Consider the following 25,916-nt stretch of genomic DNA (forward strand, 5'->3'; position numbering starts at 1 on the left):
CGACCGGGCTAGTTCTCGGGGTCGGCGCGGACTCGGAAGCCGGCATCGCGCAGCGCGTACAGCACCTCGTCGCGGTGGGTGGCGCCCCGCGTTTCCACGGTGAGCGACACCTCTACTTCGTCGGCAGCCAGCCATGGACCCGTCCGCGAATGCACGACGTCGACCACACTCGCGCCGGCCCGGCCGATCACGGCCAACAGCGCGGACAGCGCACCGGGGCGGTCGTCGATGGTGACGCGCATGGCCATGTAGCGGCCCGCGGCGGCGAGACCGTGGCCGATGACCCGAGTCAGCAGCAGCGGGTCGATATTGCCGCCGGACAGCACGATCACCACCGGGCCGGGCAGGTCGTGCAGGGCGGAGGTGAGCAGGGCCGCGACACCGGCCGCACCCGCGGGTTCGACGATCAGCTTGGCTCGTTCCAGACACAGCAGCAACGCCCTCGACAGTGCGTCCTCGTCGACGGTGACGATCTCCGACACCAGCTCCGCCACATGGGCGAACGGAACCGCGCCGGGCAGCCCGACCGCGATGCCGTCGGCCATCGTCGACATGCGGGCCACCCGAACAGGTGTGCCCGCGGCGAGCGAATCCGGCCACGCCGCCGCCTCGGCCGCCTGCACGCCGATCACCCGCACAGACGGCGCCAGCGCGTGCAAGGCCACCGCCACACCCGCGAGCAACCCGCCGCCGCCGGTCGGCACGATAACCGTGCCCACATCGGGAACCTGCTCGAGTATCTCGAGTGCGACCGTTGCCTGACCTGCGACGATGTCGGGATGGTCGAAGGGGTGGATCAGAGTCGCCCCGGTTCGCTCGGCGAATTCCACTGCGGCGACCAAGGATTCGTCGATCGTGTCGCCCACCTGATGCACCTCGGCGCCATAGGCGCGCGTGGCGACCAGCTTCGGCAGTGATGCCCCGACCGGCATGAACACCGTCGAGGCGATCCCGAGCTCACTCGCCGCCCACGCCACTCCCTGCGCGTGATTGCCCGCACTGGCCGCCACCACGCCCCGCGCCCGATCCGCCGCGGGCAGATTCGCGATCCGGTTGTAGGCCCCGCGCGGCTTGAACGACCCGGTCCGCTGCAAGTTCTCGCATTTGAGCAGCACCTGCGTTCCGGCCCGCTCCGACAGCACCCGCGACCCCACGGTCGGCGTTCGCCGAATCACCGGTGCCAACAGTGCGGCGGCGGCCTCGATCTGCTCCAGTCCCACGGTCTCCATCCGCCACATAGTGCCAGGCTCCGCCCCGGGAACGGGTGGATCCACCTGTTGGGGCGCGAACATGTGCGGTTCGGCGACGGACGTCCTTCTGGACATGTGATCACCAGGCTTCTGTGCAGAGTCCTTCTCGGGCGATGCCGCCACCATGACCTGATGATCGACTGTCCAGTTAAGGGCTCTGCTTGGCGATGTTGTGGGCGATGGTGCTGAGGCGGGTGAGGCGGGCGTCGCCGAGGGGAGTGAGTTTGCCGCCGAGGCGGTTGGTGACGAAGGCTAGGGACAAGCCCGTTTCGGGGTCGGCGAAGGCTCCGGAGCCGCCGAGGCCGAAATGGCCGAAGGCGGAGATCGGGTCGGCCTTGGACGGTTTCATCGGGACGCCGTGGAAGCCCATCGCCCAGGGGATTCGAAATGCCAGGACATAGTCAGGGGTGAAGACTTGCCGGGCAGCGAAGCGGGGGATCGAGTCGGGGGAGAGGATGCGGGTGCCGTCGAGTTGGCCGCCGTTGGCCAGGGCCGCGTAGACGCGGGCCAGTGCGCGGGCGGAGAACACACCGTTCACACCGGGCATGACCGAATCGTGCACGCGCTCGTCGACGATCAGGTCGGCGAAACCGCGCGGCGTCGTCTCCGCGGCGGCGGCGAAGCGGGTCCGGGTCAGCAAGTCGGAGCCGGTGTCCCAGTCCATGCCCGCGGCACGCAGGCGCGGGAAGGTGGTGGCGATGCGATGGCGTTGGTCGCGCGGCACCCGGAACCAGAGTTCTTCGGCGCCAAGGGGTTCGGCGAGTTCGGTGCGAACGACATCGACGAAATCACGGCCCGTGACCCGTTGCACGATCTCGGCGGCCAAGTGCCCGTAGCTGATTCCGTGATAGCCGCTGGTGATCTTGTGCCGTGGATCGGGCGTTGCCGCGCCCAACGCCTCGGTGACGGCCTTGTCGTCGAGGAAACTCTCGATCGGACCGGGCAGCAGACCGCGCAAACGATGCAGGCCGGCTCGGTGGGTGAGCACATCGCGCACGGTGATCTCGGCCTTGCCCGCCGCCGCGAACTCCGGCCAGTACTCGGCGACAGGGCTGTCGTAGTCGAGTTGGCCACGGTCGGCCAACTGGTGAATCACCGTGGAGGCCACGCCTTTTCCGGTGGAGAAACCCAGCGCCACCGACTCCGCCGTCCACGGCACACCCGGACTCGCGTATCCCGCCCACACATCGACCACCGGCTCGCCGTGCAGATACACACACAGCGCGCCACCGCCGTGCGAGGGCTTGCGGAACAGGTGATCGAAGACGGTGACCAAGCGGACGAAACGGCGATCCACCGATTGCGCTGTCGAAACTCCCATCGCTCGAGCATGCCATCACACACTGGCGACCGGTCGGTACGGTGATCGTTTCCCAACTGTCACATCGAGCAGTTCGCACGCAATACACCGTCCATAGCCTGTCTGCATGCCCCCGAGACGACGATCGGCGCTGCTCGCAAGGCTTGTGGTCGATGAGCCAGGCCGACCGCAAGTGATCCTCGGCGAACTGCGCCGGGTGATCCTCGACGGTGCCGTGCCGCCGGGCACTGTGATCCCGTTGCGTGAAGTGGCCGAGCTGTTCGGGGTGAGCCACATCCCGGTGCGTGAGGCGCTCAAGACGCTGATCGGGGAGGGGCTGGTCACTCACCGGCAGCAGCGCGTCTACGCCGTCGCGCAGTTGACCGCCGCCGAACTGCGCGAAATGTACATCGTGCGAGACACTTTGGAGTCGGCCTCGCTCGCCGCCGCGGTCGCCAATGCCGAGACGGCGGACCGCGACGAACTCCTCAGGATCAACGAGCTGCTCGAACGCGCGATCCTCGACGACGATCCCGAGACCTATCAGCGCCAGTCGCGCCACTTCCACGTCGCGATGACGCGACCCTCGCGCATGTTCCGGCTGCTGCACATGCTCGAAACGGCGTGGAATGTCACCGAGCCGGTGCAGTCGATGGTGCACATCGAGCGCCACGACCGCGAATGCCTGCACACCGACCACATTCTGATGCTCGAGGCATTCCTGGACCGCGATGTCGAGCGGCTGCTCGGTGCCGCGGAAGAACATCATCGTCGGCTCGAAGCTGTCATCGCCACACTGCCCACCGACACGGGCCTGCTCGCGCCCGAGGATATATCTGTCGTGCAATAGCTGGGAAATCGTCGGGAAACGGTCGGGCAATGGCTGAAACCTACGGTCGGTGCAGCTGATTCACCCCCACCGATCGGATGCACCATGACCGATACACTCACACCGCATACGGGCACACCCGTCGGTGAGCCGCCCTACGATCCGCGCCTGACCAACGATGACCTGGCGCCCCTGAAAAACCAGACCTGGACGTCCTACAACATCTTCGCCTTCTGGATGTCGGACGTGCACAGTGTCGGTGGATATGTCACCGCGGGAAGCCTTTTCGCGCTCGGCCTGGCCAGTTGGCAGGTGCTCGTCGCGCTGCTCGTCGGCATCGGCATCGTCTACTTCTTCTGCAATCTGGTCGCCAAACCGAGCCAGGTGACCGGGGTGCCCTATCCCGTGATCTGTCGCACCACTTTCGGTGTGCTCGGCGCCAATGTACCCGCGATCATCCGCGGGTTGATCGCGGTCGCGTGGTACGGAATTCAGACATTCCTGGCTTCTGCGGCATTAGATATTGTGCTGATCAAACTGTTCCCGGATCTCGCGCCCTATGCGGTGACCGCGGACTACGGTTTCGCCGGGCTGTCGATGCTCGGCTGGGGGAGCTTCCTGCTGCTGTGGGTGCTGCAGGCCTGTGTGTTCTGGCGCGGTATGGAATCGATCCGCAAGTTCATCGACTTCTGTGGTCCCGCGGTGTATGTCGTGATGTTTCTGCTCTGTGGTTATCTCATCGCGAAGGCAGGTTGGAGCGCCATCGATCTGAATCTGGGCGAGGTGAAATACACCGGCTGGTCGTCGGTACCGGTCATGCTTGGCGCAATCGCCTTGGTCGTGTCGTACTTCTCCGGGCCGATGCTCAACTTCGGCGACTTCTCCCGATACGGCAAGAGTTTCGCCGCGGTGAAGAAAGGAAACTTCCTCGGGCTGCCGGTGAACTTTCTGGTCTTCTCGGTGCTGGTCGTGGTCACCGCGTCGCTGACATTGCCGGTGTACGGCGAACTCATCACCGATCCGGTCGCCACCGTCGCCAGAATCGATTCGACTTTCGCGATCGTGCTCGGCGCGCTCACGTTCACCATTGCCACCATCGGCATCAATATCGTCGCCAATTTTATCTCACCGGCATTCGATTTCTCGAATGTGGATCCGCAGCGGATCAGCTGGCGGGCGGGCGGCATGATCGCGGCGGTCGGATCGGTGCTGATCACACCGTGGAATCTGTACAACAATCCCGACGTCATCCACTACACCCTCGAGGTGCTCGGCGCCTTCATCGGACCGCTGTTCGGCGTACTGATCTGCGATTACTACCTGGTGCGTAAGCAGAAGGTGATCGTCGACGACCTGTTCACGATGTCGGAGCGGGGGACCTACTACTACACGAAGGGCTATCACCCCGCCGCGATCATCGCGACCGCCGTCGCCGCCGCGATCGCGGTGTTCCCCGTGCTGGCCAACAGTCTGCCCGGCATGCACACCGCCGCCCAGTACAGCTGGTTCATCGGCTGCGGCGTCGGTTTCGTTCTCTACTATCTGCTGACCGGCGCGAAGCGCACGGCCGCTGCCATGGAGGTCGGTGCCTGATGCACATCCGGGTCGTCAACCCGAACACCACCCGGGCGATGACCGAGCTGATCGAGCAGTGTGCGCTGGCCGTCGCAGGCCGGGGCACACTGCTCGACGCGGTCACCTCCGAGATCGGGCCCGCCTCGATCGAGAGTCACTACGACGAGGCGATGAGCGTTCCCGGGCTGCTCGCCGCGATCCGGCAGGGGGAGTCCGAGGGCGTGGACGGGTACGTCATCGCCTGTTTCGGTGATCCCGGCTTGGACGCAGCGCGCGAACTCGCGAAGGGCCCGGTGATCGGGATCGCCGAGGCGGCGATGCACACCGCGAGTCATCTCGGTCGCGGATTCAGCGTCGTCACGACGCTCGGACGCACTATCGGCCGGGCGGCGGATCTGGCGGAACGCTATGGGATGCAACGGTTCTGCCGAGGGATCCACGCATGTGAGATTCCGGTGCTCGCGCTCGACACCGATCCGGACGCGCGCAAGATCGTCACCGAGGCGTGCCGGACGGCGGTCGCGCAGGACGGGTCCGACGCTGTGGTGCTCGGCTGCGCCGGCATGGCCGATCTGTGCGCACACATTCGCGACGAAGTCGGAGTGCCGGTGATCGACGGGGTCGCGGCGGCGACGCTGACCGCGCAATCGCTGGTGACGATGGGACTCCGCAAGTCCGGTAGGGGAGAGTTCGCGACGCCGCCGCCGAAGACCTATTCGGGACTACTGGAATCGTTCGGGTCGTGAGTGTGGTTCAGACGCCCGCGGTTTCGCTGTTGAGCGCATTCAGCACCGCGTGGAGATCGTCGACATCGACGACCAGGCGGGTGAAATCGGGGCCGTCCAGGTCGATTCGGACCGCGCTGCCGCCGAAGGTGGTGTCCCAGAACTCTTTCCGGCCCTTACCGCGGTAGACACCGGCGGCGATCACGCCCGGGATGAAGGTGCCGGGGGCGCGGACCCACGGTGGCCGCAGGTCCACCTCGGCGGTGGCGATCTCGGTGATCGCGGCGCGGTCGATCACGACCTGCTGGCGCAGGGCGAGCAGGCGATGCCCACCGAGCACATTGACCGTCACCGTGTCGTCATTGATCTCGACCTCGACCATCGCTATCACCCTCACTCACCGTCGTGCGAACCGTTCGGTATCCAGCTTCGCCGGGCGGCCTGTTCGCCGACTGTGGTGAGCCTGTGAGTTCCCCAAGGAAGTCGAACACATCGGCAAATATAGATATGCGCATCTATTCGGTAGGTGCGTAAGGGGGAGAGCGAAAAGAAAGAGACGGCAAGGACGGCGAGGTCAGGGGCGGTGCGCGGCGGTGGCTATCGCGAGTACCTCGGCCAGCCATGGCGTGTATTTGGCGGGGTTCTCGGTCATATCGGCGCGCAGGGTCGTGGGGGAGATCCATGCCCAGCAGGCGATCTCGGCCGGGTCCGGCCGCGGGGGAAGGTCGCCGACCTCGCCGATCAGCACGTGGTCGTATTCGTATTCGACACGTCCGGTCGTCTCGTCGCCCGCGCGGTAGGTGAACGCGTCGACCTCGGTGAGTTCGGCCGTCATTCCGAACTCCTCGCCCAACCGGATGCCTGCGGCCTCGGTGGCAGGCTGACCGGGCGTCGGGTGCCCGCAGCAGGTGTTGGCCCACTGCAGCGGGAACCGGGTTTTCACCGCGGCGCGCTGCTGGAGCAGCACGTGACCGCGCCGGTCGAACAGCAGCACGGAGAAGGCGCGGTGGAGCGTGCCTGGTGGCCGATGGGCATCGGCCACCGAGGATGCTCCGATCGCCGTGCCGGAGTCGTCGACCAACTCGACGAGCATGGTTTCGCGGTCGGCCAGCTTCTCGGTCACCGTGCCACCTTATCGACGCCGTTCGCGAACCGTTCGAGAGAGCGCCCACATCAAGGTGATCGGTCGCTGAGCGGGGAGGTGTGAGGTGAATCGCGAGAACATGCGGCCTGTCACAGCCGACACATAATGGAGCTCCGATGTGGCAAGCTCATATGAGCACATCGGGGTGTGTGAGGTGTGTCACTATGAGCAGGTAGGGCCAGGTGGGAACGGTGGATATCAGTCCAAAAGGTGTGGTCGGTTCGGTGCAGCGGTTGCTGGCTACCGCGCAGAACGGGCTGGAGGTGATCCGCTTCGGCGGGTTGTCACACGACGTCGAGTCCTCGCCCTTCGAGGTCGTCGAACGCAGACGCATGTATCGGCTGCGGCACTATTTCCCCGACGATACGACGCCCGGTCGTCCGGTGGCGCTGTTGGTGCCGCCGTTGATGGTGAACGCCGACATCTGGGACGTCAACGCGGCGGGCGGTGCGGTCGGCATCCTGCACGCCAGCGGAATCGACTGCTGGGTCATCGATTTCGGCTCACCCGCCACGGAAGAGGGTGGCTGGGAACGTGATCTGGCCGACCACGTGCTCGCGGTGAACTCCGCCATCGACACCGTCTGCGAGGCCACCGGCGCGCAGCTGCACCTGATGGGGTACTCGCAGGGCGGCATGTTCGCCTACCAGAGCACCGCCTACCGCTACGGCAAAGGCGTGGCCTCCATCGTCACCTTCGGTAGCCCCGTCGACATCGTCAACGGTATGCCGTTCGGGCTGCCCTACGGCGTGGTCTCCGAGGTCGCCGACTTCCTGGCCGACCATGTGATGCACCGGCTGCCGATCACCGAGTCGATGGTGCGGATCGGCTTCCAGATGCTCGACCCGGTGAAGACCGCCAAGTCGCGCATCGACTTCCTGCTGCAGTTGCACGACCGGGAAGCGCTGCTGCCCAAGGAACGTCAGCGTCGCTTCCTCAACAGCGATGGCTGGGTGGGGTATTCGGGTCCGGCGGTGGCCGATCTGCTCAAGCAGTTCGTCGCCCATAACCGGATGATGCTCGGCGGCTTCGTGATTCGTGATCATCCGGTTTCGCTGGCCGAGCTGAAGTGCCCGATCCTGGCGTTTGTCGGCGAGGTCGACGACATCGGTCAGCCCGCCGCGGTGCGCGGCATCGTGCGGGCCGCGCCCAATGCCGAGGTGTACGAAGCCAGTTTGGTAGCAGGCCATTTCGGTCTCGTCGCCGGATCGACGGCGACCAATCACACCTGGCCGATGGTGCGCGACTGGATCGCGTGGATGGACGGCAGCGCCACCCTGCCCGAGCAGATCGTGCCCATGCAAGAGCACGTCGCGAACAGCGCGCCGCGCACCACCGCCACCCGGATGGTGCACACCGCCGCGGGCCTGGCCGAGGCGGGTGCCGGTGTCGGTAAGGTACTGGAAGGCATCGCGGGCAACACGATTCGTGGATCTATCGAAATGGCGGGCGAGGCCGCGCGTGCGCTGCCCCGGCTCGCACGGCTCGGAATGATCCAGCCGCACACCCGAATCTCCCTCGGCAAACTGCTCAGCGAGCACGCCGACCGCGCGCCGCAGAAGGACCTGGTGCTGTTCGACGACCGGGTGCACACCAACGCCGCCGTCGAGGTGCGTGTCGACAATGTGGTGCGCGGCCTGATCTCCGTCGGAATCCGGCCCGCGATGCGGGTCGGCGTGATGATGGAAACGCGTCCGAGCGCACTGGCCTCGGTCGCCGCGCTGTCACGGATCGGTGCCGTCGCGGTGCTGCTCGCGCCCGGTGCCGAACTCGACCGGGCAATCGAGCTGACCGGTGTGCAGACGCTGATCACCGACCCGGAGAACCTGCGCACCGCTGCCGCGACCGCGGCCAGGGTACTCGTACTCGGCGGTGGTGGCTCGCGCCAGCTCGCGGTGCCTGTCAGTGACCGGGTGATCGACCTCGAGCAGATCGATCCGGCCGAAGTCCGGGTGCCCGCCTGGTACCGGCCGAACCCCGGTCTGGCGCGCGAACTGGCGTTCGTGCTCGTGCTCGGCTCGGGTGAGCGCCTGGAGGCGAAGTACATCACCAACCATCGCTGGGCGCTGTCGGCGTTCGGCACCGCGAGCGCGGCCGACCTCGACCGGCGTGACACTGTGTACTGCCTTGCGCCACTGCACCATTCGTCCGGACTGCTGGTGAGTCTCGGTGGGGCCATCGCCGGTGGCAGCCGGATCGCGCTGGCCAGGCCGAGGGACATGGATCCGGGCCGCTTCGCCGAAGAGGTGCACCGGTACGGCGTCACCGTCGTCACCTACACCTGGACGATGCTGCGCGACCTGCTCGACGCCAAGGTCTTCCCCGTCGGCCACAACCACCCGATCCGGCTGTTCATCGGCTCCGGTATGCCCGCCGGGCTGTGGCGGCGCACCGTCGAGCAGTTCGCCCCGGCCAGGGTGCTCGAGTTCTACGCCTCGATCGACGGTGACGTGGTGCTGGCCAATGTCACCGGTGCCAAGATCGGGTCGAAGGGCAGGCCCGTTCCCGGCACCGCGAAGGTCGAACTGGTTGCCTACGACCCGATCAGCGAGCAGATCCTCGTCGGTGACGACGGCTTCGCCCGCCGCTGCGCCGACAACGAACCCGGACTACTGCTCGGCAAGGCCGTCGACGGTGGCGACATCTCCGACGGTGGGCTGCGCGGGGTGTTTCGGGCCGGCGACGCGTGGTGGCCGACGGAGAACCTGTTCCGGCGTGACAGCGACGGTGACTACTGGCTGGTCGACCGGCGCGACACGGTGATCCGCACCGCGCGCGGGCCGGTGTTCACCCAGCCGATCGTGGACATGCTCAACGACATCACGCCGGTCGACATGGAGGTGGCCTTCGGGCTCAAGACTCCGGCGGGCGTCATCGCGGCGGCCGCGCTGAGCGTGCGGCACGGTTTCCGGATCGAACCCGGCGATGTCACCGAGGCGATGCGCGGGCTGGAACGTAGTCAGCGCCCCGACCTGGTCTATGTCGTCGACGAGATCCCGCGCAGTTCCAGCTTCCGTCCGTCGGCGCCCGCGGTCCAGGCCGCGGGCCTGCCCAAGGCCGGACCGGGTACCTGGATCTACAACCGGGAAACCGAGGCATACGAGGTGCTCACCGACGCGGCAGCGGCGACGTTGTTCGGCGGCAGCTGACCCGCGGCCCCGGCAGGCGAACTCGGCCGCGGGCCCAACGCGCACAACAAGGCCGCCCGGTGACCCGGGCGGCCTTGTTCGTGCATTGGCTGTGCGTCAGTTCGAATCGTCTGCGCGGCAGTGAGTTTCGGTCGCAAGTCGAAGCCCGATATTGCGGCAGCCTGCTTCGTAGGGGTCGAAGCGATTGTGCCGCAGTGCTTTTCGGGCTCGGTCCGACGGCGATTACACCTGGTACGCGGTGACCGCGTCGACCACGCGGGTGAGCTGACCCTCGCTGAGCAACGGCCACAGCGGCAGTCGCACGATCGTCGCCGAGAAGTTCGCCGACCGCGTGCACGGGACCGGGGTGCGGCCGTACTTGAGGCCGGCCGGGCTCGAATCCAGCGGAATGTAGTGGAACGGCGCGACGATGCCGCGTTCGGCGAGGTGGGCGATGATGCCGTCGCGGCTGTCCTCGGTGGGCATGCGCAGGTAGAACAGGTGCGCGGTGTGGCCTGCGTCGGCGGGCACCGTCATGGGGCGAACGTCGTTGCGCGAGGCCCAGTCGGGGAGCGCGGCCGCGTAGGTGTCCCATACGCGGTGGCGGTTGGCCTGGATGGTGTCGAACTCGGCGAGCTGGGCGTCGAGCACGGCGGCGTTGAGTTCGCTGGGCAGGTAGCTCGAGCCGATGTCCTGCCAGGAGTACTTGTCGACCTGGCCGCGCAGGAAGCGGGCGCGGTCGGTGCCCTTCTCCCGCATGATCTCGGCGCGACCCATCAGGATCTCGTCCGAGAGCAGCAGCGCGCCACCTTCACCGCAGTGCACGTTCTTGGTGTCGTGGAAACTCTGCGTGCCGAGGGTGCCGATCGTGCCGAGTTGGCGACCACGCCAGGTTCCGCCGAGGCCGTGCGCGTTGTCCTCGATGATCGCCACACCGTGCTGGGCGGCGAGCGCGAGCAGCGGCTCCATGTCGGCGGCCACACCGCCGTAGTGCATCACCACGATGGCCTTGGTGCGGTCGGTGATCGCGGCGGCCGCGGCAGCGGGGTCGATATTGCCGGTGGACTCGTCGATATCGACGAACACACAGGTCGAACCGCGCAGCGCCATCGAGGTGGCCGCGGAGGTGAAGGCGAAGCTGGGGACGATCACCTCGTCGTCGGGGCCCAGTTCCAGCAGCAGTGCGCCCAGTTCGAGCGCGTGCGTGCACGAGGTCGTGAGCAGCGCGTGATCGGCGCCGGTGATGGCTTTGATCTTCGCGGTCGCCGACCTGGTGAACTGACCGTCGCCGTGACTGTGATCGGAATCGAGCACGGCCATCAGGTTGGGGCGCTCAGCGGCAGCGCGGAACGGCCTGCTGAAGATGATGCGGTCGCTCACTCGTGCTGACCCTTCTCCGTCGCGGCTGCCGGGACCGCGGCGTCGACTCGATGGTTGACGGCCGGCGCGTGCATCGTATCCGGGCGCGGCGTCGGGGTCTGCACGGTGAGGTACAGCGGCTTGCCGACCAGGATGTGCAGCGCGACACCGAGATACTCGGCGATCAAACCGAGCGAGAACAGCATCGCGCCCGAGCACAGCAGCATCACGACGATGATCGACGCCCAACCCTCGGGATCGTGGTTGTCCTGCGTCAGCGCCTGCACGATGACGACCGCGGCCATGATCACCCCGGCCAGCGCGAGGGTGACACCGAGCATGCTCACCAGGCGCAGACCGCGCGTGCCGCTGCACAGCACCATCTTCCAGAACAGCGAGAACAGGCGCCGATAGTTGTAACCGGATTCGTCACGGCCTTCCGCGCGCAGCACCACCGGCACCGACACCGCATTGCCGACCACCCAGGTGAGCGCCACGTCCAGGTACACCCCGTTGGCCGCGACCTCGGCGAGCTGACGGCCGATGTCACCGCGGATCAACCGGAAGCTCTCGAATCGCGTCGAATCCGGGAACGCGAACACCGTCGCGAGCACGATCTTGGCGCCGCGCGAGGTGAGATTGCGCAGGAAACCGTGCGGACGGGTGTTGGACGGCTTCGAATAGACCAGGTCAGCGCGCGAAGCCAGCGCCGCGTCGAGGAAGTCGGCGATGAACGCGGGGTCGTGCTGACCGTCCTCGTCCATCGTGACGATCCAGTCGCCCTGCGCTGCGGCCATCCCGGCGATTGTGGCCGCGTCCTGCCCGAAATTGCGGCTCAACCAGACCGCGCGCACCTGCGGGTAGGAGCCTTCCAATTCCTGCAGGACGACATCGGAACGGTCGGGGCCGTTGTCGTGCACGAGGATGATCTCCTCGACGGCGAACCGCGCACCCGCCGCTGTCGTGCTCGGGCCGGTCAACCCTTCGAGCTCCGCGACCAGCGCGGCGATCGTGTCCTCACCCCGATACACCGGAACGACCACTGACACCGAGTGCACCGGACTCGACCCGTTGCGCTCGGGCGCGCCCGCACGCACGACGGTGCCAGGCCTGGACAAAGGTGCGGACGGAATCGGCATCGGCGGACTTTCGGTGAATCGGAAGTATTGACCCAACAGTGTGCGCACTTTAACACCGGGGTGTGACCCGTCGGTGGAAGCGATCCCACTGTGCGACGGTGCCAGTCGGAGCGTGTGCCTGTAGGGTCTGGTCCTCGTGGTGGAAAGTAGAACCCCGTCCCGACGTTCCGTCTATATCTGGGGCTTGATCACCTCCCTCGGAGTGATCGCGGGCTATGGCGCGGTTCTGCTCGCCAACGTTCGGCACTTCTATACCGACGACACCGAATCCCAGTATGTCCCGCTGTGGGTGATGCTCGGCAACCGGCTGCGTAACGGCGATCTGCCGGTGATGGTGCCCGAGCACTGGATGGCCGGGAACTACGCCATCGAGGAAGCGGGCCTGCTGAATCCGCCGCAGCTGCTGATCGATCTGATCGCGCCCTCGGTGGACAACCTGGTGTTGTACGCGACCGTGGTGAAGCTGATCTTCGCGATCATCCTCGGCCTCGGCGTCTACCGGGTCTGCCTGGCCTACGGCTCGCGCGTGCAGTGGGCGGCGCTGGCCGGTGTGTCGATTCCGTTCACCGGGTGGCTGCTGTTCTTCGACGAGGCCAGCTGGATGACGGCGTTCACCGGCACCGCGTGGATGGTGCATGCATGGGCGTCGGGAGTGCGGTATGCGCGTGGTCCCCGCCTGCTCGGTCAGCGCCCGGAGGCGGTAGCGGAGCGTGACCACGCAGGGCGCCCGAGCGGGCGAATCGGGTACTGCGGGCCGATTTCGGTGTTCGTGTATCTCTACCTGGCGATTTCGGTGCAGTACGTTTTCCCGGCCGTCGAGGCAGGGCTGATGATCGCCACGGTCGCGGTCGGTGAGCTGATCTACCAGCGCACCTGGCGGCCGTCACTGAAGCTGCTGATGGTGGCCGGTCTGGCGGCGCTCGCGGGGGCGGCGACCTATCTGCCGAGCATGCTCTCGGCGAAGGTGACCTGGCGTGGCACCGCCCAGATCAACAACGACCAGTTCCTCACCGTGCCGTGGTCGGAGTCGCTGAACGCGAGCCTGCCCTCGACGCTGCCCGCCTTCACCTCGTGGTGGGGATACGTGCAGCCGATGCCGGTCGTCTACATCGCCTGGTTCCTGATTCCGGCTCTGGCGTTCATCGACTGGGGCAAGGCGCGCGCGGCCTGGCGCGAGCTCTCCGGGATCGGCCTGTTCGCGATCGCGGTGCTGATGTGGACCGCCGGTCCCGGCACGATCGGCCCGCTGCGCTGGCCCGCTCGCGTGCTGCCGATGGTGGCGCTCGGCCTGCTGGTGCTGGTATGTGTGCTGCTCGGTCGGTTCGCGACCTTCAAGGACTGGCGTGCGCGCGGGATCGCGGCGGCTGTGCTGATCGGGCTGCTGTGGGTGCGGTCGTTCTCCGCCGACCCGCACAACTGGATCGCGCACGTGATCGCCGCGCTGGCCATCGCCGCGCTCGGGGCCGCGCTGGTGTGGCTCGCGGTGAACAAGGGCGTCTCGGCGGCGGTCGCGCTGGCGATCATCGCGGTGGCCCCGATCGCCTACGTCCAGGTGGAGCGGGCGCAACCGACGCCGATGAGCTGGAACCTGCCCAGCGACCGGGCCGCGGCGCGCGCTGCGTTCCCGGAGTTCGCGGGAACCACGCTGCAGCTCGGCGATCGCGCCCTGATCCAGCCAGGCGAGCGCACCCTCGACGGCGCCTACGGCTCGCTGGTGTTCGGCAACTACGCCAAGGACATCGAGCGCACCTACGTCAGCGGCTACACCCCGAACGGCCACTTCTGGTTCGGCGACATGCTCTGCATGCGCTGGGACACCAGCGTGTGCCCCGACGCCTACCGCCGCGCGTTCGCGGTCGAGCCGTCGACCGGTAAAACGGTCGTCGACCTGATGAACATCGACCGGGTCGTCCTGCAGCGCGCGCTCTACCCGGCCGCTCGCACCGAGCCCGCACCGGCCGGTTGGAAGTGGGTCGACTACCCAGGCCACGAGAACTACATCTCGGTCCTCGAACGTGAGGACGGGCTGATCTCCACCCGCAACGGCCGGGTCTCTGCGGTCCAGAACACCACCGCGGTCTCGACGTCGGAAAGCGATACGACGAGCCGGGTTACCGTGAGCTCCGAGACCGGCGGCAGCGTGGTGTTCGCGCGGCTCGGTTGGCCGGGGTACCGGGTGAGCCTCGACGGCAAGGACATTCCGTTCAAGGTCGTCGCGAAGAGTTTCGTCGCCGTCGACATTCCGGCCGGAACGAAGAACGGCGATCTCGAGCTGACCTGGCGGCCGCCGGGCTGGAAGATCGGCGGCGCCGCGATCGGCCTCGGACTGCTCGGCCTCGCGGTGTTCCAGTGGCTGTATGTGCGCGGACGAAAGCCCGAGGAGGAGCAGGGCGCCCCGGCGGTCGAGTCGCTCGACTCCGACGACGCCCTAGCGAAGGCGCGATGACGACCGAGGCGGCGGGTGGCGTGCTCGAGACACCGGGCCCGCTGCTGCGGATCGTGAAACGTCAGGAGCTGGCGTTCGCGATCGTCGGCGGGTTCAACACCCTGCTCGGCATGGCACTTGTCGTGTTCTGGCTACACGTGCTCGGTGACGGCAGGCCAGGTCTCGCTGTCGTCGCGGCGTACGCGGTCAGCACGATCGTGGCGTTCGTCCTGCATCGCACTCTGGTGTTTCGCGTGCACGGCCATCTCGTGCGCGATTTTCTGGCCTTCTGCGGGGTGAACGCGGGCGGGCTCGTGCTCAACGTGATCCTCGTCGAACTCGCGGTCACCGGCCTCGGCTTCCTGGCCGCCCCCGCCTCGGTGATCGTGATGGGTCTGGTCGCGGTACTCAGCTTCTTCGGACACCGCTACATCTCGTTCCGCCGGGCGCGGTAGGTTAGGGACATGGCGCACGAATCCACCATCGACGCAACCCTGCTCGGCCTGCTGGCCTGCCCCCAGGACAAGGGCCCGCTGCAGCTGGTGCGCACCGAAGCCGATGTGAGCGTGCTCTACAACCCCCGGCTGCGCCGCGCCTACCCGATCGACAACGGCATCCCGGTGCTGCTGATCGACGAGGCCCGCGACGTCACCGCCGCCGAACACGAATTCTTCGTCGCCGAATCCTGACGAACCCGCGGGTGTCTGCGCGCGGTGAATCACCAACTGTCCGTGTCGATCTCGCCGGTCAGATAGCGCTGGATCACCGGCCCCACGGCATCGACCACCGCATCGATCGGCATCGACGCCAACGGTTCCAGCGAGATGATCTTGCGGGCGGTCAGCACCCCCACCATCTGCGACGCGGCCAGCGAGACCCTGGCCCGCCCGTCGTCGTCCGGGGTGGCGATGCGCGCCCGCACCCGTTCCAGCACCACCTGGAGCAGGAACGAGCGTGCGAGATTCTGGTCGCCACCGGCGAAGATGCTGCGCACCATCGCCACGATGCCGGGCCCGGCGGGGGAGTCCCACACCGTCACGACCGCGCGCACGATGGTGCGCCCCAGCTCGTCGAGTGGTGCGGCGTCGACCGCCCCGAGCGTTGCGTCCGGGTCGACCGGGAAGTCCACCGCAGCCGCGAACAGTTGCTGCTTGTTGCCGAAGTAGTGGTGCACGAGCGCCGGGTCGACATCGGCATCGGCCGCGATCGCGCGGATCGAGGTCTTGTCGAACCCGGCGCCCGCGAACCGGACCCGGGCCGCGTCGAGAATCGCCACCTTGGTGTCGGCGTTGCCGGGCCTGCGCCCGGTGCGTCCGGATTTCGCTGTGCTCGAACCGGATTCGCCGTAACTCATGGGTGATCCTCTCGTCGTGGGCCTACGGAGTGCGTCGACGCAGAGTAGCCGCGGCGAGGCCAAGTGCCACCACCGCGAACCCGGCGACGACCGCGATATCGCGCCACATCGCGCCCGTCGGCTCCGCGTGAACCGACACCTGCTGCAGCGCGTCCACCGCGTAACTCAACGGCATCACATTGCTGATCGCCTCGAGCCAGCCGGGTAGCCGGTCACGCGGAACCAGCAGCCCGCACAGGAAGATCTGCGGCGCCACGATCACCGGCATGAACTGCACGGCCTGGAACTCGGTGCGTGCGAATGCGCTCGCCAGCAGACCGAGCCCGACCCCGCACACCGCGTCGACCATCGCGATCAGCAACACCCAACCGGGACTACCCGCGGCATCGAGCCCGAGCAGCCAGAACGCGACCACGCAGGCGACGGCGGCCTGGGCACCGGCGGCCAGGGAGAACGCGCTGCCGTAACCGGCGAGCAGATCGACCTTGCTCAACGGGGTGGTGAGCAGCCGCTCGAGGGTGCCCGAGGTGCGTTCGCGCTGCATCGCGATCGCGGTGATCAGGAACATCACGATGAACGGCAGGATGCCGAGCATCGTGATGCCGACGCGGTCGAACATGGTGAGTGGGGAGTGCGGGGCGCGCGGTGCGTCCTGGTAGATGAAGTACAGCAGGGTCATCAGCAGGGCCGGAACCACCAGGATCATCGCCACGGTGCGGTGGTCGTTGCGGAGTTGCCGAAGAATCCGGGCGGTGGTGGCGGTATAGGGGCGCAAGGTGGTCATGCGTGCTCTCCCATCGTGATCAAGGTCAGGAAAGCGGCCTCGAGGTTCTGTTCGTCGGTGCGCTCGCGCAGTTCGTCGGGGCTGAGCTGGGCGAGTAGTGCGCCCTCGCGCATCAGCAGCAGCTTGTCGCAGTGCTCGGCCTCGTCCATCACGTGACTCGACACCAGCAAAGTCGTTCCCGCCGCGGCCAATTCGTGAAACTGCTTCCACAATTCCACCCGCAGAACCGGATCGAGGCCGACCGTCGGTTCGTCGAGTACCAGCAGTTCGGGCTTGCCGACGAGTGCGCAAGCCAGTGACGCCCTGGTCTTCTGCCCGCCCGAGAGTTGATCGCCGAGCTGATCCGCGTGATCGGCCAAACCGACTGCGGTGAGCGCGGATTCGGTATCGGCGCGCTCACGTCCGTAGAGCGCGGCGTAGTAGGCGACATTGTCGCGGACGCTGATGTCGGAGTAGATGCTCGGCGCCTGGGTGACGTAACCGACCCGGCGGCGCAGCCCCGCGCTACCGGCCGGCTCCCCGAGCACGGTGACGATGCCCGACTCCACCAGCTGGGTGCCCACGATGCTGCGCAGCAGGGTGGTCTTTCCGCAGCCCGACGGGCCGAGTAGTCCGGTGATCGAGCCGCGGGGGATATCCAGGGTCAAGCCATGGAGAACAGGGCGCTTTCCCCGCTTGACGACCAGATCCTCGACCTGGACGGCGAGCGTAGGTGCTGTGTGCGACATGGTCGCCTCAATTCATCGAGTGTTGAATTCACTACGTGATGAATTTAGCGCGATGATGTCGAGTCGGCAAGGTCAATGAGCGTGTCCCGGTGGGGGCGTGGCTTGCTGGCCTGGTTCGACGACGGCGAACTGACCCATCATCCCGACGTCCTCGTGCCACAGCAGATGGCAGTGATACATGTACGGAGTGTTCGGGTCGGCGGGCCCGTCGAAGCGCAGCACCAGGGTCGCGGCCGTGTTCGGCGGCAGGAAGATGGTGTCCTTGGCGCCGGCCAGCTCGGGTGGAGGTGGTGCGCCGTCGTAGTCGAGCACCCGGAACTGGACATCGTGGACGTGAAAGTTGTGCGGCATGCCGTCGATGTTGTGGACGACCCAGGTCTCGGTGGTGCCTCGGGTGACGGTCGTGTCGATGCGGCCCATGTCCATGCGCTCGCCGTTGATACCGGCAAGGGTCAGGTCGAAGCGACGTTGTAGAACCGAGTCCGCACCATCGGGAATCGACGGCGGCACAAGGGTTTCCGGCAGTGCGGCGGACGGTCGTAAAGTCGGCGCGGCGCGCAGTTCGAGGACATCGAACCTGTCGTCACCACCCGAGAACCGGCTCGACCAGAAGTCCAATCCCGCCTCGAGCTTCTCGCTGCGCAGCACGGTGCGCTCACCGGGTCGCATCCGCACCACGATCTCCGCGCGCTCACCGGGCGAGAGTTGGATGCGGTTCAGGGTGGCGGGGCGTTCGAGCAGGCCGCCGTCGGAACCGATCATCGCGAACGGGCGGACATCGTCGAAGGCGAAGGTGTAGATCCGCGCGGTCGAGGCGTTGAGCAGGCGCAGCCGCACCAGTTCGTCGCCGACCTCCTGGTAGGGCGACAGGGTGCCGTTGACCATGGTGCGATCGCCGAGGAAGCCGATATCGCGGAAAATCGCGTGCGCGCCGTCGAGTCGGGAACCGCGCAGGCGCATGTCCTGCACGATCACCGGGATGTCATCAACGCCGTAGGTGTTCGGCAGCGGCAGTTGCGCGCTCGGTGCGTCGTCGATCAGGAACATGCCCGCCAGGCCGCGGCGCACGTGTTCCTCGGTCGCGCCGTGTGGGTGCGGGTGGTACCAGAGGGTCGAAGCTGCTTGGGCCACAGACCATTCCGGCGTCCAGGAGGCGCCGGGCTCGACCATCTGGTGTGGCCCGCCGTCCATGGCGGCAGGTAGATGCATGCCGTGCCAGTGCACCGTCGAGGCTTCGGGCAGCTGGTTGCGCACCTGCACTCGCACGCGTTCGCCGCGCGCTGCACGCAAAGTGGGACCGAGATAGCTGCCATTGAAGCCCCAGGTCTCGGTGGCTCGGCCGGGCTCGAATGCTGTTGTCCCGGTCTGCATATCGAGAGCGAAGGTTCGCGTGCCGGCCGTGTCGACGGTGGACTCGGCCAGCGGCGGAATATGCAATGGCTGTGTGAATTGCGTTGTGCCGACGGTGGATACGTCGGCACCGGCCCACGTCCAGGTGACCCCGGCGCCGATCGCGGTGATCAGGGTGACGACGAGGGCGCACGCGCCGAGCAGGATGCGGCGCAGCCGACGTGGGGGAGAAGCCATGCTTCGACGCTAGGGGCGCGAACGTCACACCACATCAGGGTGCGCCCCGGGTTCGACCCTGATTCCGCACCGAAATGATCAGGGGTTTTCCGCAGCGCAGGGCATGTGATGTGGATCACTATCGTGGGTTGTCACGTTTCGGCGGGCTGCTTTGTCCCATGAACATCCCACGGACAAGGAGCACCACAATGACCACCACCACGCACCGCATCGTCGTCCTCGGCGCCGGCTACACCGGCATGCTGGCCGCGATCCGCCTGGCCCGCCGCACCAGCAAGCTGGATGTCGCGATCACCCTGGTCAACCCTTCCGCGCGCTTCACCGAGCGGCTGCGCATGCACCAGATCGCCGCAGGTCAGGAACTCGCGCACCACGACATTCCCGAGATCCTCGACGGCACCGGCATCGAGTTCGTCCAGGGCTGGGTTACCTCGATCGACGCGGCAGCGCAGCGCGTCCACGTCGACGGCCGCGGCGATCTCGCCTACGACGAGCTCATCTACGCACTCGGCAGCACTGCCGAGACCGCCCTGGTTCCCGGCGTCGCCGAACACGCTTTCACCCTCGACGACCCGCGCCTCGCCCACGAATTCGCGGGCAAGCTGACCACCCTCGCGACTCAGGGTGCCGCGGTCGCTGTCTGCGGTGGCGGCCTCACCGGCATCGAGGCGGCGACCGAGATCGCCGAAAGCCACCCCGGCCTGCGCGTGACGTTGATCAGCTCGGGCGAGGCGGGCGCGATGATGGGCGACAAGGCTCGCGCGCACCTGAACAAGGCACTGGACCGGCTCGGCATCGTCCGCGAGATCGGCGTTCGTGTCGCCGAGGTGCTGCCCGACGCGGTCGTACTCGCCGACGGCACGGTGATCGGCGCCGACCTCACCCTCTGGACGACCGGCGTTCGGGTGTCGCCGCTGGCCGCAGAGGCGGGCATCGAGACCGATGCGCGTGGCCTCATCGTCGTCGACCCGACACTGAAGTCGGTGTCGCACCCCATGATTCACGCCATCGGTGACGCGGCTGCGGTCCGTCAGGCGTGGGGACAGGTGCACGGCACCTGCCAGAGCGGCCTGCCCACCGCGGCCTACACCGCCGACGCGATCGCCGCCGAACTGCGCGGCAAGACGGTGAAGCCGTTCCGGTTCGGCTACTTCCACCAGCCGGTCAGCCTCGGCCGCCGCGACGCGGTCATCCAGTTCACCAAGGCCGACGACAGCCCGCGCCGCCTCTACCTCACCGGTTGGGCCGCGCGGACTTACAAGGAGATGGTCAGCAGCAGCCCGGTACCGACATTCAAGGCGAGCAAGAAGATGACCATGAACGTCCAATTGTCCAAGGGCGGCAAAGTAACTCGCCGCGCAGCATGAGGGCCGACCACGCGCCGAGATCGCGGAACCACCGCTACCGGCGCACCTCGACTCGCCGGACCGACGGAGAATGCGCCATGGTTGAACTCATGCCGGACCAGGATCCTTTCCTCGAGCACCGCCGCCTGCTGTTCGCGACCGCCTACCGCATGCTCGGCACGGTCACCGACGCAGAAGACGTCCTGCAGGACACCTGGCTCAAGTGGAACGACACCGACCACGCCGCGATCGTCCACCCCAAGGCCTACCTGGTCCGCACAGTCACCAACATCTCGCTCAACCGCCTCACCTCCGCCCGCGCGACCCGTGAAAGCTATGTCGGCCCTTGGCTTCCCGAGCCGGTGCTGACCTCGCCCGATATCGCCGAGGACACCGAATTGGCCGACACTGTCTCCACCGCCCTGCTCGTCGTGCTGGAAACTCTCACGCCGGTCGAACGCGCGGTGTTCCTGCTGCGCGAAGTCTTCGGTTACTCGCACGCCGAAATCGCCGAAGCCCTCGACCGTCCCGAGGCGAGCGTGCGCCAGATCGCCCACCGCGCGAAGAGTCACGTGCAGTCACGCCGTCCACGATTCGACACCGACAAAGCCGCCCGCGCCCAGGTCACCGCACAGTTCATGGCCGCCTGCGCGGGCGGCGACCTCAATGCACTGATGGACCTGCTCGCCCCCGATGTCACGTGCTGGTCCGACGGTGGCGGCGTGGTCACCGCCGCGCGCCGCCCCCTGCACGGCCCCGACCACGTGGCTCGCTGGATCCTCGGCGTCCTCGCCAAACCGTCGTCCGCGGGCTTCGAACTCAGCGCGGCCGACATCAACGGCGAGCTCGGCGCGCTGGCCTCTTTCGCCGGAAACCCCGGCGCCGCCTTCACTTTCGACCTGGTCGACGGACACATCCAGAACCTGCGATTCCAGGTCAACCCCGGCAAACTCGCAGGTCTCTACCGGGGCACCGAACTGCTCGGCTGAACAGCAACGCCGCCGAACCTCGACGCGACCTGTCCGGATCGGTGACAGCACCGGGCCGCGCCGAGGTCGATCCCGGAAGCGCCTTCGCGAGTAGGCGACAATAGCGAGCGTGTCCGCACAGGAACTGGCCGTCGATCCGCCCACCGCCGCGCGCAGGCTGCTCGGCGCGATTCTCCGGTCGGGTCCGGTGGCGCTGCGCATCGTGGAAGTCGAGGCCTACGGCAGTGACCCCGACGGTCCGTGGCCCGACCCGGCCGCGCATTCCTGGCCTGGGCCCACCGCCCGCAACGCGGTGATGTTCGGTCCGGCGGGGCGCCTGTATGTCTACCGCTCATACGGAATCCACTTGTGCGTCAACGTAACCGGCGGTTTCGACGGTGAAGCCGGGGCGGTGCTGGTTCGTGCGGGGGAGGTGGTCGACGGCATCGACATCGCACGGGAACGCAGGCCCGCCGCCCGCAAGGACACCGACCTGGCGCGCGGGCCCGGCAATGTCGGCAGCGCGCTCGGCGTCAGCATGTCCGACTACGGGACCGAGCTGTTCGACCCCTTCTCGGCACTGCACCTCGAACTGAAACCTGCTGTGCCCGAAGCTGATACAGCTTCGGGTCCACGGGTAGGCGTGAGTGTTGCCGCGCAGGTGCCCTGGCGATTCTGGTTACCCGCATCGCCCGCCGTCTCGGTCTATCGGCGAAGTCCACGCGCGCCCGCGCCGCTGGCCTGACAGCGGCCCCGAAAATTTATTTCGCGGTCGGCGATGAGTTCTCGAGTGACGGTCCGTCTTAACCGTTGAACGCGCTACCCCACCGAGCGCGACCGACTCTAAGGACACGACATGACCACCGCCGCACCCTCCGCCAACTTCTCCACCGCTGCCACCCACACCCCCGGCAAGATCCGCAACCGCGTCCTGTGGACCCTGCAGATCGTGCTCGGCCTGTTCTTCATCATCGCCTCGGGCGGCCCGAAGCTCGTCATCCCGCACATCCTGATGGAGAACGCCCCCGCGAACCTGACCATCCCCATGGGCCTGCTCATCTTCATCGGAGTCGTCGAGGTCGCAGGCGGTATCGGCCTGATGGTGCGTCGAGTCAGCGGCCTCGCTGCCGCGGGTCTGTCCGTGCTCACCGTGCTCGCTGCCGCGACCCAGGCCTTCATCGCCGACAAGCCGACGATGGCGATCTTCCCGCTGGTCCTGGCCGCGATCTTCGCCTGGATCGCCTACGAGCGCCGCGACACCATCACCGCGCTGGTGCGATGAGCCACCACTCGACACGCTGACGATCGCCGGAGCCCGGGGGGTTCCGGCGATCATCGGCGTGCCGAGCCGTTCGGCTGCGGCGCCGAAACCACGGCCACGATCTCGTCTGCGAAACCAAGGCGAAATCGATCGGGCGGATGCCTGTGAGATGCGAGGATCGAGGACCACGCAACAGAATGACCAGGAGCGCCCGTGTTCACTTTTCCCAGCAGCGACGGCACCTCGATCCACGTGCGGAGCTGGCTCCCCACCGACGTCGAGCCGCGTGGCGTCGTGCAGATCGCGCACGGCATGGGCGAACATTCCGAACGCTACGCACACCTGGCCGAACGGCTGGCCGCGCTCGGCTTCGCCGTCTACGCCGACGACCATCGCGGCCACGGCCTCAGCATGGGCCCCGTGCCTGGAGATCTGGGCCCCGACGGCTGGAACCTGCTGGTCGCCGACGAGGTCGCGCTCACCGAAATCCTGCGCGAGCGCCACCCCGGCCTGCCCGTTACGCTGATCGGCCACAGCCTCGGCTCCTTCGCCGTGCAGCAGTACCTCCTCGACCACTCCGACCTCGTCGACGAAGTCGTCCTGAGCGGCACGACCGCGGTCGACGGACTCTTCGGCGAAATCGCGGCCGCCGGCGGTGACCTGATCGGCTTCTTCAACGCCGAATTCCAGCCCACCCGCACCGACGCCGACTGGATCAGCCGCGACGAAGCCCAGGTCGACACCTACAACGCCGACCCCTGGTGCGGTTTCGCCATCGACGAGGCCAACATGGGCCTGCTCGCGGTCAACTCCCAGACGCGCCTGGCCGACCCGAGCACCGTGCGCAGCGACCTGCCGATCTACGTGATGGTCGGCGACAAGGACCCGCTCAACAGCAAGCTGAGCCTGTCCGACCTGCTCGTGCAGCGCTACCGCGACGCGGGCCTGACCGACATCACCTACCAGGTCTACCCGGACGCCCGCCACGAAGTCCTCAACGAAACCAACCGCGACGAGGTCGAAGCCGATCTGCTCGCCTGGATCACCCGCGCACGCGCCTGAACAACCGCATGCGGAAAGATGGGTCAGCGTGACCGGCGACATCTTCGACGAACTGACCTGGCGCGGCCTGATCGCGCAGTCCACCGACCTGGACGAGCTGCGCGCTGCCGCGGCCGCCGCACCGCTGACGCTCTATGCCGGCTTCGACCCGACCGCCGCCAGCCTGCACGCAGGCCATCTCGTCCCGCTGCTCGCGCTCAAGCGCTTCCAGCTGGCCGGGCATCGCCCGATCGTGCTCGCCGGCGGCGCCACCGGCATGATCGGCGACCCGCGTGACGTGGGCGAACGCACCATGAACTCGACCGACACCGTCGCCGAATGGGCCCAGCGCATCCGGGGCCAGCTCGAGCGATTCGTCGACCTCGACGATTCGCCCACCGGTGCGGTGATCGTGAACAACATGGACTGGACCGGCCCGCTGTCGACCGTGGACTTCCTGCGCGACATCGGCAAGCACTTCTCGGTGAACGTCATGCTCGCCCGCGACACCGTCAAACGGCGGCTCGAAGGCGACGGCATCTCCTACACCGAGTTCAGCTACATGCTGCTGCAGGCCAACGACTACCTGCAGTTGCGCCGCGAACACGGCTGCACGCTGCAGGTCGGCGGCTCCGACCAGTGGGGCAACATCATCGCCGGCGTGGAGCTGAACCGGCGCGTCGACGGCGCGCACGTGCACGCGCTCACCGTGCCGCTGGTGACCTCGGCCGACGGCAAGAAGTTCGGCAAGTCCACCGGCGGCGGCAGCCTGTGGCTCGACCCCGAACTGACCAGTCCCTACGCCTGGTACCAGTACTTCGTGAACACCGCCGACGCCGACGTCGTGCGCTACCTGCGCTGGTTCACCTTCCTCAGCCGCGAGGAACTCGACGAGCTCGAGCAGGCGACGGCCGAACGTCCGTTCGCCCGCGAGGCCCAGAAGCGCCTGGCCGCGGAGATGACCACGCTGGTGCACGGCGAAGCCGAGACCCGCGCGGTGGAACTGGCCAGCGGTGCTCTGTTCGGTCGCGGCGAGCTGGGGGAACTTCCGTTGTCCACGCTCGGGGCCGCACTGCGTGAGACCGCGGTCGACGGCAAGGTCGCCGAGGTGGTGCCGGGTGAGCCGAACACGATCGTCGACCTGCTCGTGGCGTCGGGTCTGTGCGAGAGCAAGGGCGCGGCCCGTCGGGTGGTCAACGAAGGCGGTGCGTCGGTGAACAACCAGCGGGTGAGCGATGTGGACTGGACGCCGTCCGATGGCGACTACCTGCACGGGGAGTGGCTGGTGCTGCGCCGCGGAAAGAAGAACATGGCCGGCGTGCATCGGATAGCCTGAAGACGTTGGGCGAGGCCTGAGTCACATCCGTGTGATTCAGGCCCGCGCATCGGCCGAGCGCACCGCCGTGACCTGCGGAGATCCGGTGTTGTTCAGGCGATTTGACGCGGCGTTATCCGGCGCGTAACTTATTGGAAGTCAGAGCGACACGGACACCAACCCGGAGCGGAGACGCTAGCCCGAGAGGCTGGCGGGCCAAGGGAAAACGCGGTAGTACGGGGAAGCGCCTGACATAGCTGAAGATCTTGTGACCAGGCTTACGATTGACTTCGTCTGGACGTGAGGTTAGGCTGGAACAGTTGCCCTGCAGACGATCCGGACACCGGTTAGTTTGCTTGTGCGTGTGTTCTTTGAGAACTCAATAGTGTGTCGATGAATGTCAGTGCCAATAATTTATTATTGGTTCCAACTTCTCCGTACCCCCCGGTCGGTAGGAAGTTGGACATTAAACAACAGCGAATCTTTTTGCTGGTGTTTGTTTTGCTAGGTTTTCGGACTCTAGTTTAGATATTTCTGATTGACCCTCTTCGGAGGGTTGGTTAAGAGTCTTCAACGGAGAGTTTGATTCTGGCTCAGGACGAACGCTAGCGGCGTGCTTAACACATGCAAGTCGAGCGGTAAGGCCCTTCGGGGTACA

General features: G+C 66.9%; 23 protein-coding genes and 1 rRNA gene. 14 read left to right on the forward strand and 10 right to left on the reverse strand.

Going from position 1 to position 25,916, the window contains the following annotated elements:
- Positions 1-8: 8 nt before the first annotated feature.
- Both ilvA and ACFW6D_RS18940 read right to left on the reverse strand, forming a co-directional pair.
- Positions 9-1,238: a threonine ammonia-lyase gene (ilvA, locus tag ACFW6D_RS18935; protein ID WP_379329780.1), complete on the reverse strand. Its 1,230-nt coding sequence runs from the start codon at positions 1,236-1,238 to the stop codon at positions 9-11.
- A 160-nt stretch (positions 1,239-1,398) separates the two neighbouring features.
- The gene (locus tag ACFW6D_RS18940; protein ID WP_379329782.1) at positions 1,399-2,571 is read right to left on the reverse strand and encodes a serine hydrolase domain-containing protein; all 1,173 of its coding nucleotides are present in this window, start codon (positions 2,569-2,571) and stop codon (positions 1,399-1,401) included.
- A gap of 106 nt (positions 2,572-2,677) precedes the next feature.
- Here ACFW6D_RS18940 and ACFW6D_RS18945 point away from each other — a divergent pair, with 106 nt between their 5' ends.
- From ACFW6D_RS18945 to ACFW6D_RS18955, 3 genes are all read left to right on the forward strand, one after another.
- On the forward strand, positions 2,678-3,400 hold the full coding sequence (locus ACFW6D_RS18945; protein WP_379329784.1) for a GntR family transcriptional regulator: 723 nt from the start codon (positions 2,678-2,680) through the stop codon (positions 3,398-3,400).
- A gap of 84 nt (positions 3,401-3,484) precedes the next feature.
- On the forward strand, positions 3,485-4,972 hold the full coding sequence (locus tag ACFW6D_RS18950) for an NCS1 family nucleobase:cation symporter-1 (protein WP_379329786.1): 1,488 nt from the start codon (positions 3,485-3,487) through the stop codon (positions 4,970-4,972).
- Positions 4,972-5,700 carry an aspartate/glutamate racemase family protein gene (locus ACFW6D_RS18955; protein WP_379329788.1) on the forward strand — a complete coding sequence of 243 codons (729 nt, stop codon included), beginning with the start codon at positions 4,972-4,974 and terminating at the stop codon, positions 5,698-5,700. The genes ACFW6D_RS18950 and ACFW6D_RS18955 overlap by 1 nt, the downstream gene beginning before the upstream one ends.
- A gap of 7 nt (positions 5,701-5,707) precedes the next feature.
- On the opposite strand, the gene ACFW6D_RS18960 is transcribed toward ACFW6D_RS18955, so the two are convergent.
- Both ACFW6D_RS18960 and idi read right to left on the reverse strand, forming a co-directional pair.
- Complete coding sequence (locus tag ACFW6D_RS18960) at positions 5,708-6,061, reverse strand: hypothetical protein (RefSeq protein ID WP_379329790.1); 354 nt, start codon at positions 6,059-6,061, stop codon at positions 5,708-5,710.
- A 192-nt stretch (positions 6,062-6,253) separates the two neighbouring features.
- Entirely contained in the window at positions 6,254-6,802 is a 549-nt protein-coding gene (gene idi, locus ACFW6D_RS18965) for an isopentenyl-diphosphate Delta-isomerase (protein WP_379329792.1), read from the reverse strand.
- A gap of 212 nt (positions 6,803-7,014) precedes the next feature.
- Between idi and ACFW6D_RS18970 the strand changes: the two genes are divergently transcribed.
- Positions 7,015-9,972 (forward strand): AMP-binding protein, encoded by a 2,958-nt coding sequence (locus tag ACFW6D_RS18970; RefSeq protein WP_379329794.1) that lies wholly within the window; start codon positions 7,015-7,017, stop codon positions 9,970-9,972.
- Positions 9,973-10,194: 222 nt separating this feature from the next.
- On the opposite strand, the gene rffA is transcribed toward ACFW6D_RS18970, so the two are convergent.
- Together rffA and ACFW6D_RS18980 are read right to left on the reverse strand one after the other, a co-directional pair.
- A complete protein-coding gene (gene rffA, locus ACFW6D_RS18975; protein WP_379329795.1) occupies positions 10,195-11,331 on the reverse strand; it encodes a dTDP-4-amino-4,6-dideoxygalactose transaminase in 1,137 nt (378 codons plus the stop codon).
- Positions 11,328-12,368, reverse strand: a complete 1,041-nt coding sequence (locus tag ACFW6D_RS18980; RefSeq protein ID WP_379235431.1) for a glycosyltransferase — start codon at positions 12,366-12,368, stop codon at positions 11,328-11,330. The genes rffA and ACFW6D_RS18980 overlap by 4 nt, the downstream gene beginning before the upstream one ends.
- A 265-nt stretch (positions 12,369-12,633) precedes the next feature.
- Between ACFW6D_RS18980 and ACFW6D_RS18985 the strand changes: the two genes are divergently transcribed.
- The 3 genes from ACFW6D_RS18985 to ACFW6D_RS18995 are packed head-to-tail and all read left to right on the forward strand — an operon-like array spanning position 12,634 to position 15,563.
- Entirely contained in the window at positions 12,634-14,895 is a 2,262-nt protein-coding gene (locus ACFW6D_RS18985; RefSeq protein WP_379329796.1) for a hypothetical protein, read from the forward strand.
- Entirely contained in the window at positions 14,892-15,329 is a 438-nt protein-coding gene (locus ACFW6D_RS18990; protein WP_379329797.1) for a GtrA family protein, read from the forward strand. The genes ACFW6D_RS18985 and ACFW6D_RS18990 overlap by 4 nt, the downstream gene beginning before the upstream one ends.
- A gap of 9 nt (positions 15,330-15,338) precedes the next feature.
- Positions 15,339-15,563 (forward strand): Trm112 family protein, encoded by a 225-nt coding sequence (locus ACFW6D_RS18995; RefSeq protein ID WP_056824282.1) that lies wholly within the window; start codon positions 15,339-15,341, stop codon positions 15,561-15,563.
- Positions 15,564-15,592: 29 nt separating this feature from the next.
- On the opposite strand, the gene ACFW6D_RS19000 is transcribed toward ACFW6D_RS18995, so the two are convergent.
- The 4 genes from ACFW6D_RS19000 to ACFW6D_RS19015 all read right to left on the reverse strand — a co-directional run bounded on the left by ACFW6D_RS19000 (position 15,593) and on the right by ACFW6D_RS19015 (position 19,327).
- Positions 15,593-16,228 carry a TetR family transcriptional regulator gene (locus ACFW6D_RS19000; protein ID WP_379329798.1) on the reverse strand — a complete coding sequence of 212 codons (636 nt, stop codon included), beginning with the start codon at positions 16,226-16,228 and terminating at the stop codon, positions 15,593-15,595.
- Positions 16,229-16,250: 22 nt separating this feature from the next.
- On the reverse strand, positions 16,251-17,012 hold the full coding sequence (locus tag ACFW6D_RS19005) for an ABC transporter permease (protein ID WP_379329800.1): 762 nt from the start codon (positions 17,010-17,012) through the stop codon (positions 16,251-16,253).
- Positions 17,009-17,740, reverse strand: coding sequence for an ABC transporter ATP-binding protein (locus tag ACFW6D_RS19010; protein ID WP_379235391.1), 732 nt, complete (start codon positions 17,738-17,740; stop codon positions 17,009-17,011). Before ACFW6D_RS19010 ends, ACFW6D_RS19005 begins: the two co-directional genes overlap by 4 nt.
- A 72-nt stretch (positions 17,741-17,812) precedes the next feature.
- A complete protein-coding gene (locus ACFW6D_RS19015; RefSeq protein ID WP_379329802.1) occupies positions 17,813-19,327 on the reverse strand; it encodes a multicopper oxidase family protein in 1,515 nt (504 codons plus the stop codon).
- 188 nt (positions 19,328-19,515) lie between these two features.
- Between ACFW6D_RS19015 and ACFW6D_RS19020 the strand changes: the two genes are divergently transcribed.
- The 7 genes from ACFW6D_RS19020 to ACFW6D_RS19050 all read left to right on the forward strand — a co-directional run.
- Positions 19,516-20,694, forward strand: a complete 1,179-nt coding sequence (locus ACFW6D_RS19020) for an NAD(P)/FAD-dependent oxidoreductase (protein WP_379329804.1) — start codon at positions 19,516-19,518, stop codon at positions 20,692-20,694.
- A gap of 77 nt (positions 20,695-20,771) precedes the next feature.
- Positions 20,772-21,662 carry an RNA polymerase sigma-70 factor gene (locus ACFW6D_RS19025; RefSeq protein ID WP_379329806.1) on the forward strand — a complete coding sequence of 297 codons (891 nt, stop codon included), beginning with the start codon at positions 20,772-20,774 and terminating at the stop codon, positions 21,660-21,662.
- A gap of 109 nt (positions 21,663-21,771) precedes the next feature.
- Complete coding sequence (locus ACFW6D_RS19030) at positions 21,772-22,386, forward strand: DNA-3-methyladenine glycosylase (protein ID WP_379329808.1); 615 nt, start codon at positions 21,772-21,774, stop codon at positions 22,384-22,386.
- Between the two features lie 111 nt (positions 22,387-22,497).
- Positions 22,498-22,923, forward strand: a complete 426-nt coding sequence (locus ACFW6D_RS19035; RefSeq protein ID WP_379329810.1) for a DoxX family protein — start codon at positions 22,498-22,500, stop codon at positions 22,921-22,923.
- A gap of 192 nt (positions 22,924-23,115) precedes the next feature.
- A complete protein-coding gene (locus tag ACFW6D_RS19040) occupies positions 23,116-23,964 on the forward strand; it encodes an alpha/beta hydrolase (RefSeq protein ID WP_379329811.1) in 849 nt (282 codons plus the stop codon).
- 28 nt (positions 23,965-23,992) lie between these two features.
- On the forward strand, positions 23,993-25,279 hold the full coding sequence (gene tyrS, locus ACFW6D_RS19045; protein WP_379235405.1) for a tyrosine--tRNA ligase: 1,287 nt from the start codon (positions 23,993-23,995) through the stop codon (positions 25,277-25,279).
- 549 nt (positions 25,280-25,828) lie between these two features.
- A 16S ribosomal RNA gene (locus ACFW6D_RS19050) occupies positions 25,829-25,916 on the forward strand; the annotation flags it as partial.

Source organism: Nocardia sp. NPDC058705 (assembly GCF_042749305.1).
Classification (GTDB): Bacteria; Actinomycetota; Actinomycetes; order Mycobacteriales; family Mycobacteriaceae; genus Nocardia.

Bases quoted from the DNA above. Each gene is read 5' to 3' on its own strand.
- ACFW6D_RS18990 (WP_379329797.1), top strand. From the start codon at position 14,892: ATGACGACCGAGGCGGCGGGTGGCGTGCTCGAGACACCGGGCCCGCTG.
- ACFW6D_RS19000 (WP_379329798.1), bottom strand. From the start codon at position 16,228: ATGAGTTACGGCGAATCCGGTTCGAGCACAGCGAAATCCGGACGCACC.
- ACFW6D_RS19015 (WP_379329802.1), bottom strand. From the start codon at position 19,327: ATGGCTTCTCCCCCACGTCGGCTGCGCCGCATCCTGCTCGGCGCGTGC.
- ACFW6D_RS18995 (WP_056824282.1), top strand. From the start codon at position 15,339: ATGGCGCACGAATCCACCATCGACGCAACCCTGCTCGGCCTGCTGGCC.
- ACFW6D_RS18945 (WP_379329784.1), top strand. From the start codon at position 2,678: ATGCCCCCGAGACGACGATCGGCGCTGCTCGCAAGGCTTGTGGTCGAT.
- ACFW6D_RS19025 (WP_379329806.1), top strand. From the start codon at position 20,772: ATGGTTGAACTCATGCCGGACCAGGATCCTTTCCTCGAGCACCGCCGC.
- ilvA (WP_379329780.1), bottom strand. From the start codon at position 1,238: ATGTGGCGGATGGAGACCGTGGGACTGGAGCAGATCGAGGCCGCCGCC.
- ACFW6D_RS18955 (WP_379329788.1), top strand. From the start codon at position 4,972: ATGCACATCCGGGTCGTCAACCCGAACACCACCCGGGCGATGACCGAG.
- ACFW6D_RS18950 (WP_379329786.1), top strand. From the start codon at position 3,485: ATGACCGATACACTCACACCGCATACGGGCACACCCGTCGGTGAGCCG.
- ACFW6D_RS18940 (WP_379329782.1), bottom strand. From the start codon at position 2,571: ATGGGAGTTTCGACAGCGCAATCGGTGGATCGCCGTTTCGTCCGCTTG.
- ACFW6D_RS19020 (WP_379329804.1), top strand. From the start codon at position 19,516: ATGACCACCACCACGCACCGCATCGTCGTCCTCGGCGCCGGCTACACC.
- ACFW6D_RS18960 (WP_379329790.1), bottom strand. From the start codon at position 6,061: ATGGTCGAGGTCGAGATCAATGACGACACGGTGACGGTCAATGTGCTC.
- ACFW6D_RS19035 (WP_379329810.1), top strand. From the start codon at position 22,498: ATGACCACCGCCGCACCCTCCGCCAACTTCTCCACCGCTGCCACCCAC.
- ACFW6D_RS19005 (WP_379329800.1), bottom strand. From the start codon at position 17,012: ATGACCACCTTGCGCCCCTATACCGCCACCACCGCCCGGATTCTTCGG.
- ACFW6D_RS19010 (WP_379235391.1), bottom strand. From the start codon at position 17,740: ATGTCGCACACAGCACCTACGCTCGCCGTCCAGGTCGAGGATCTGGTC.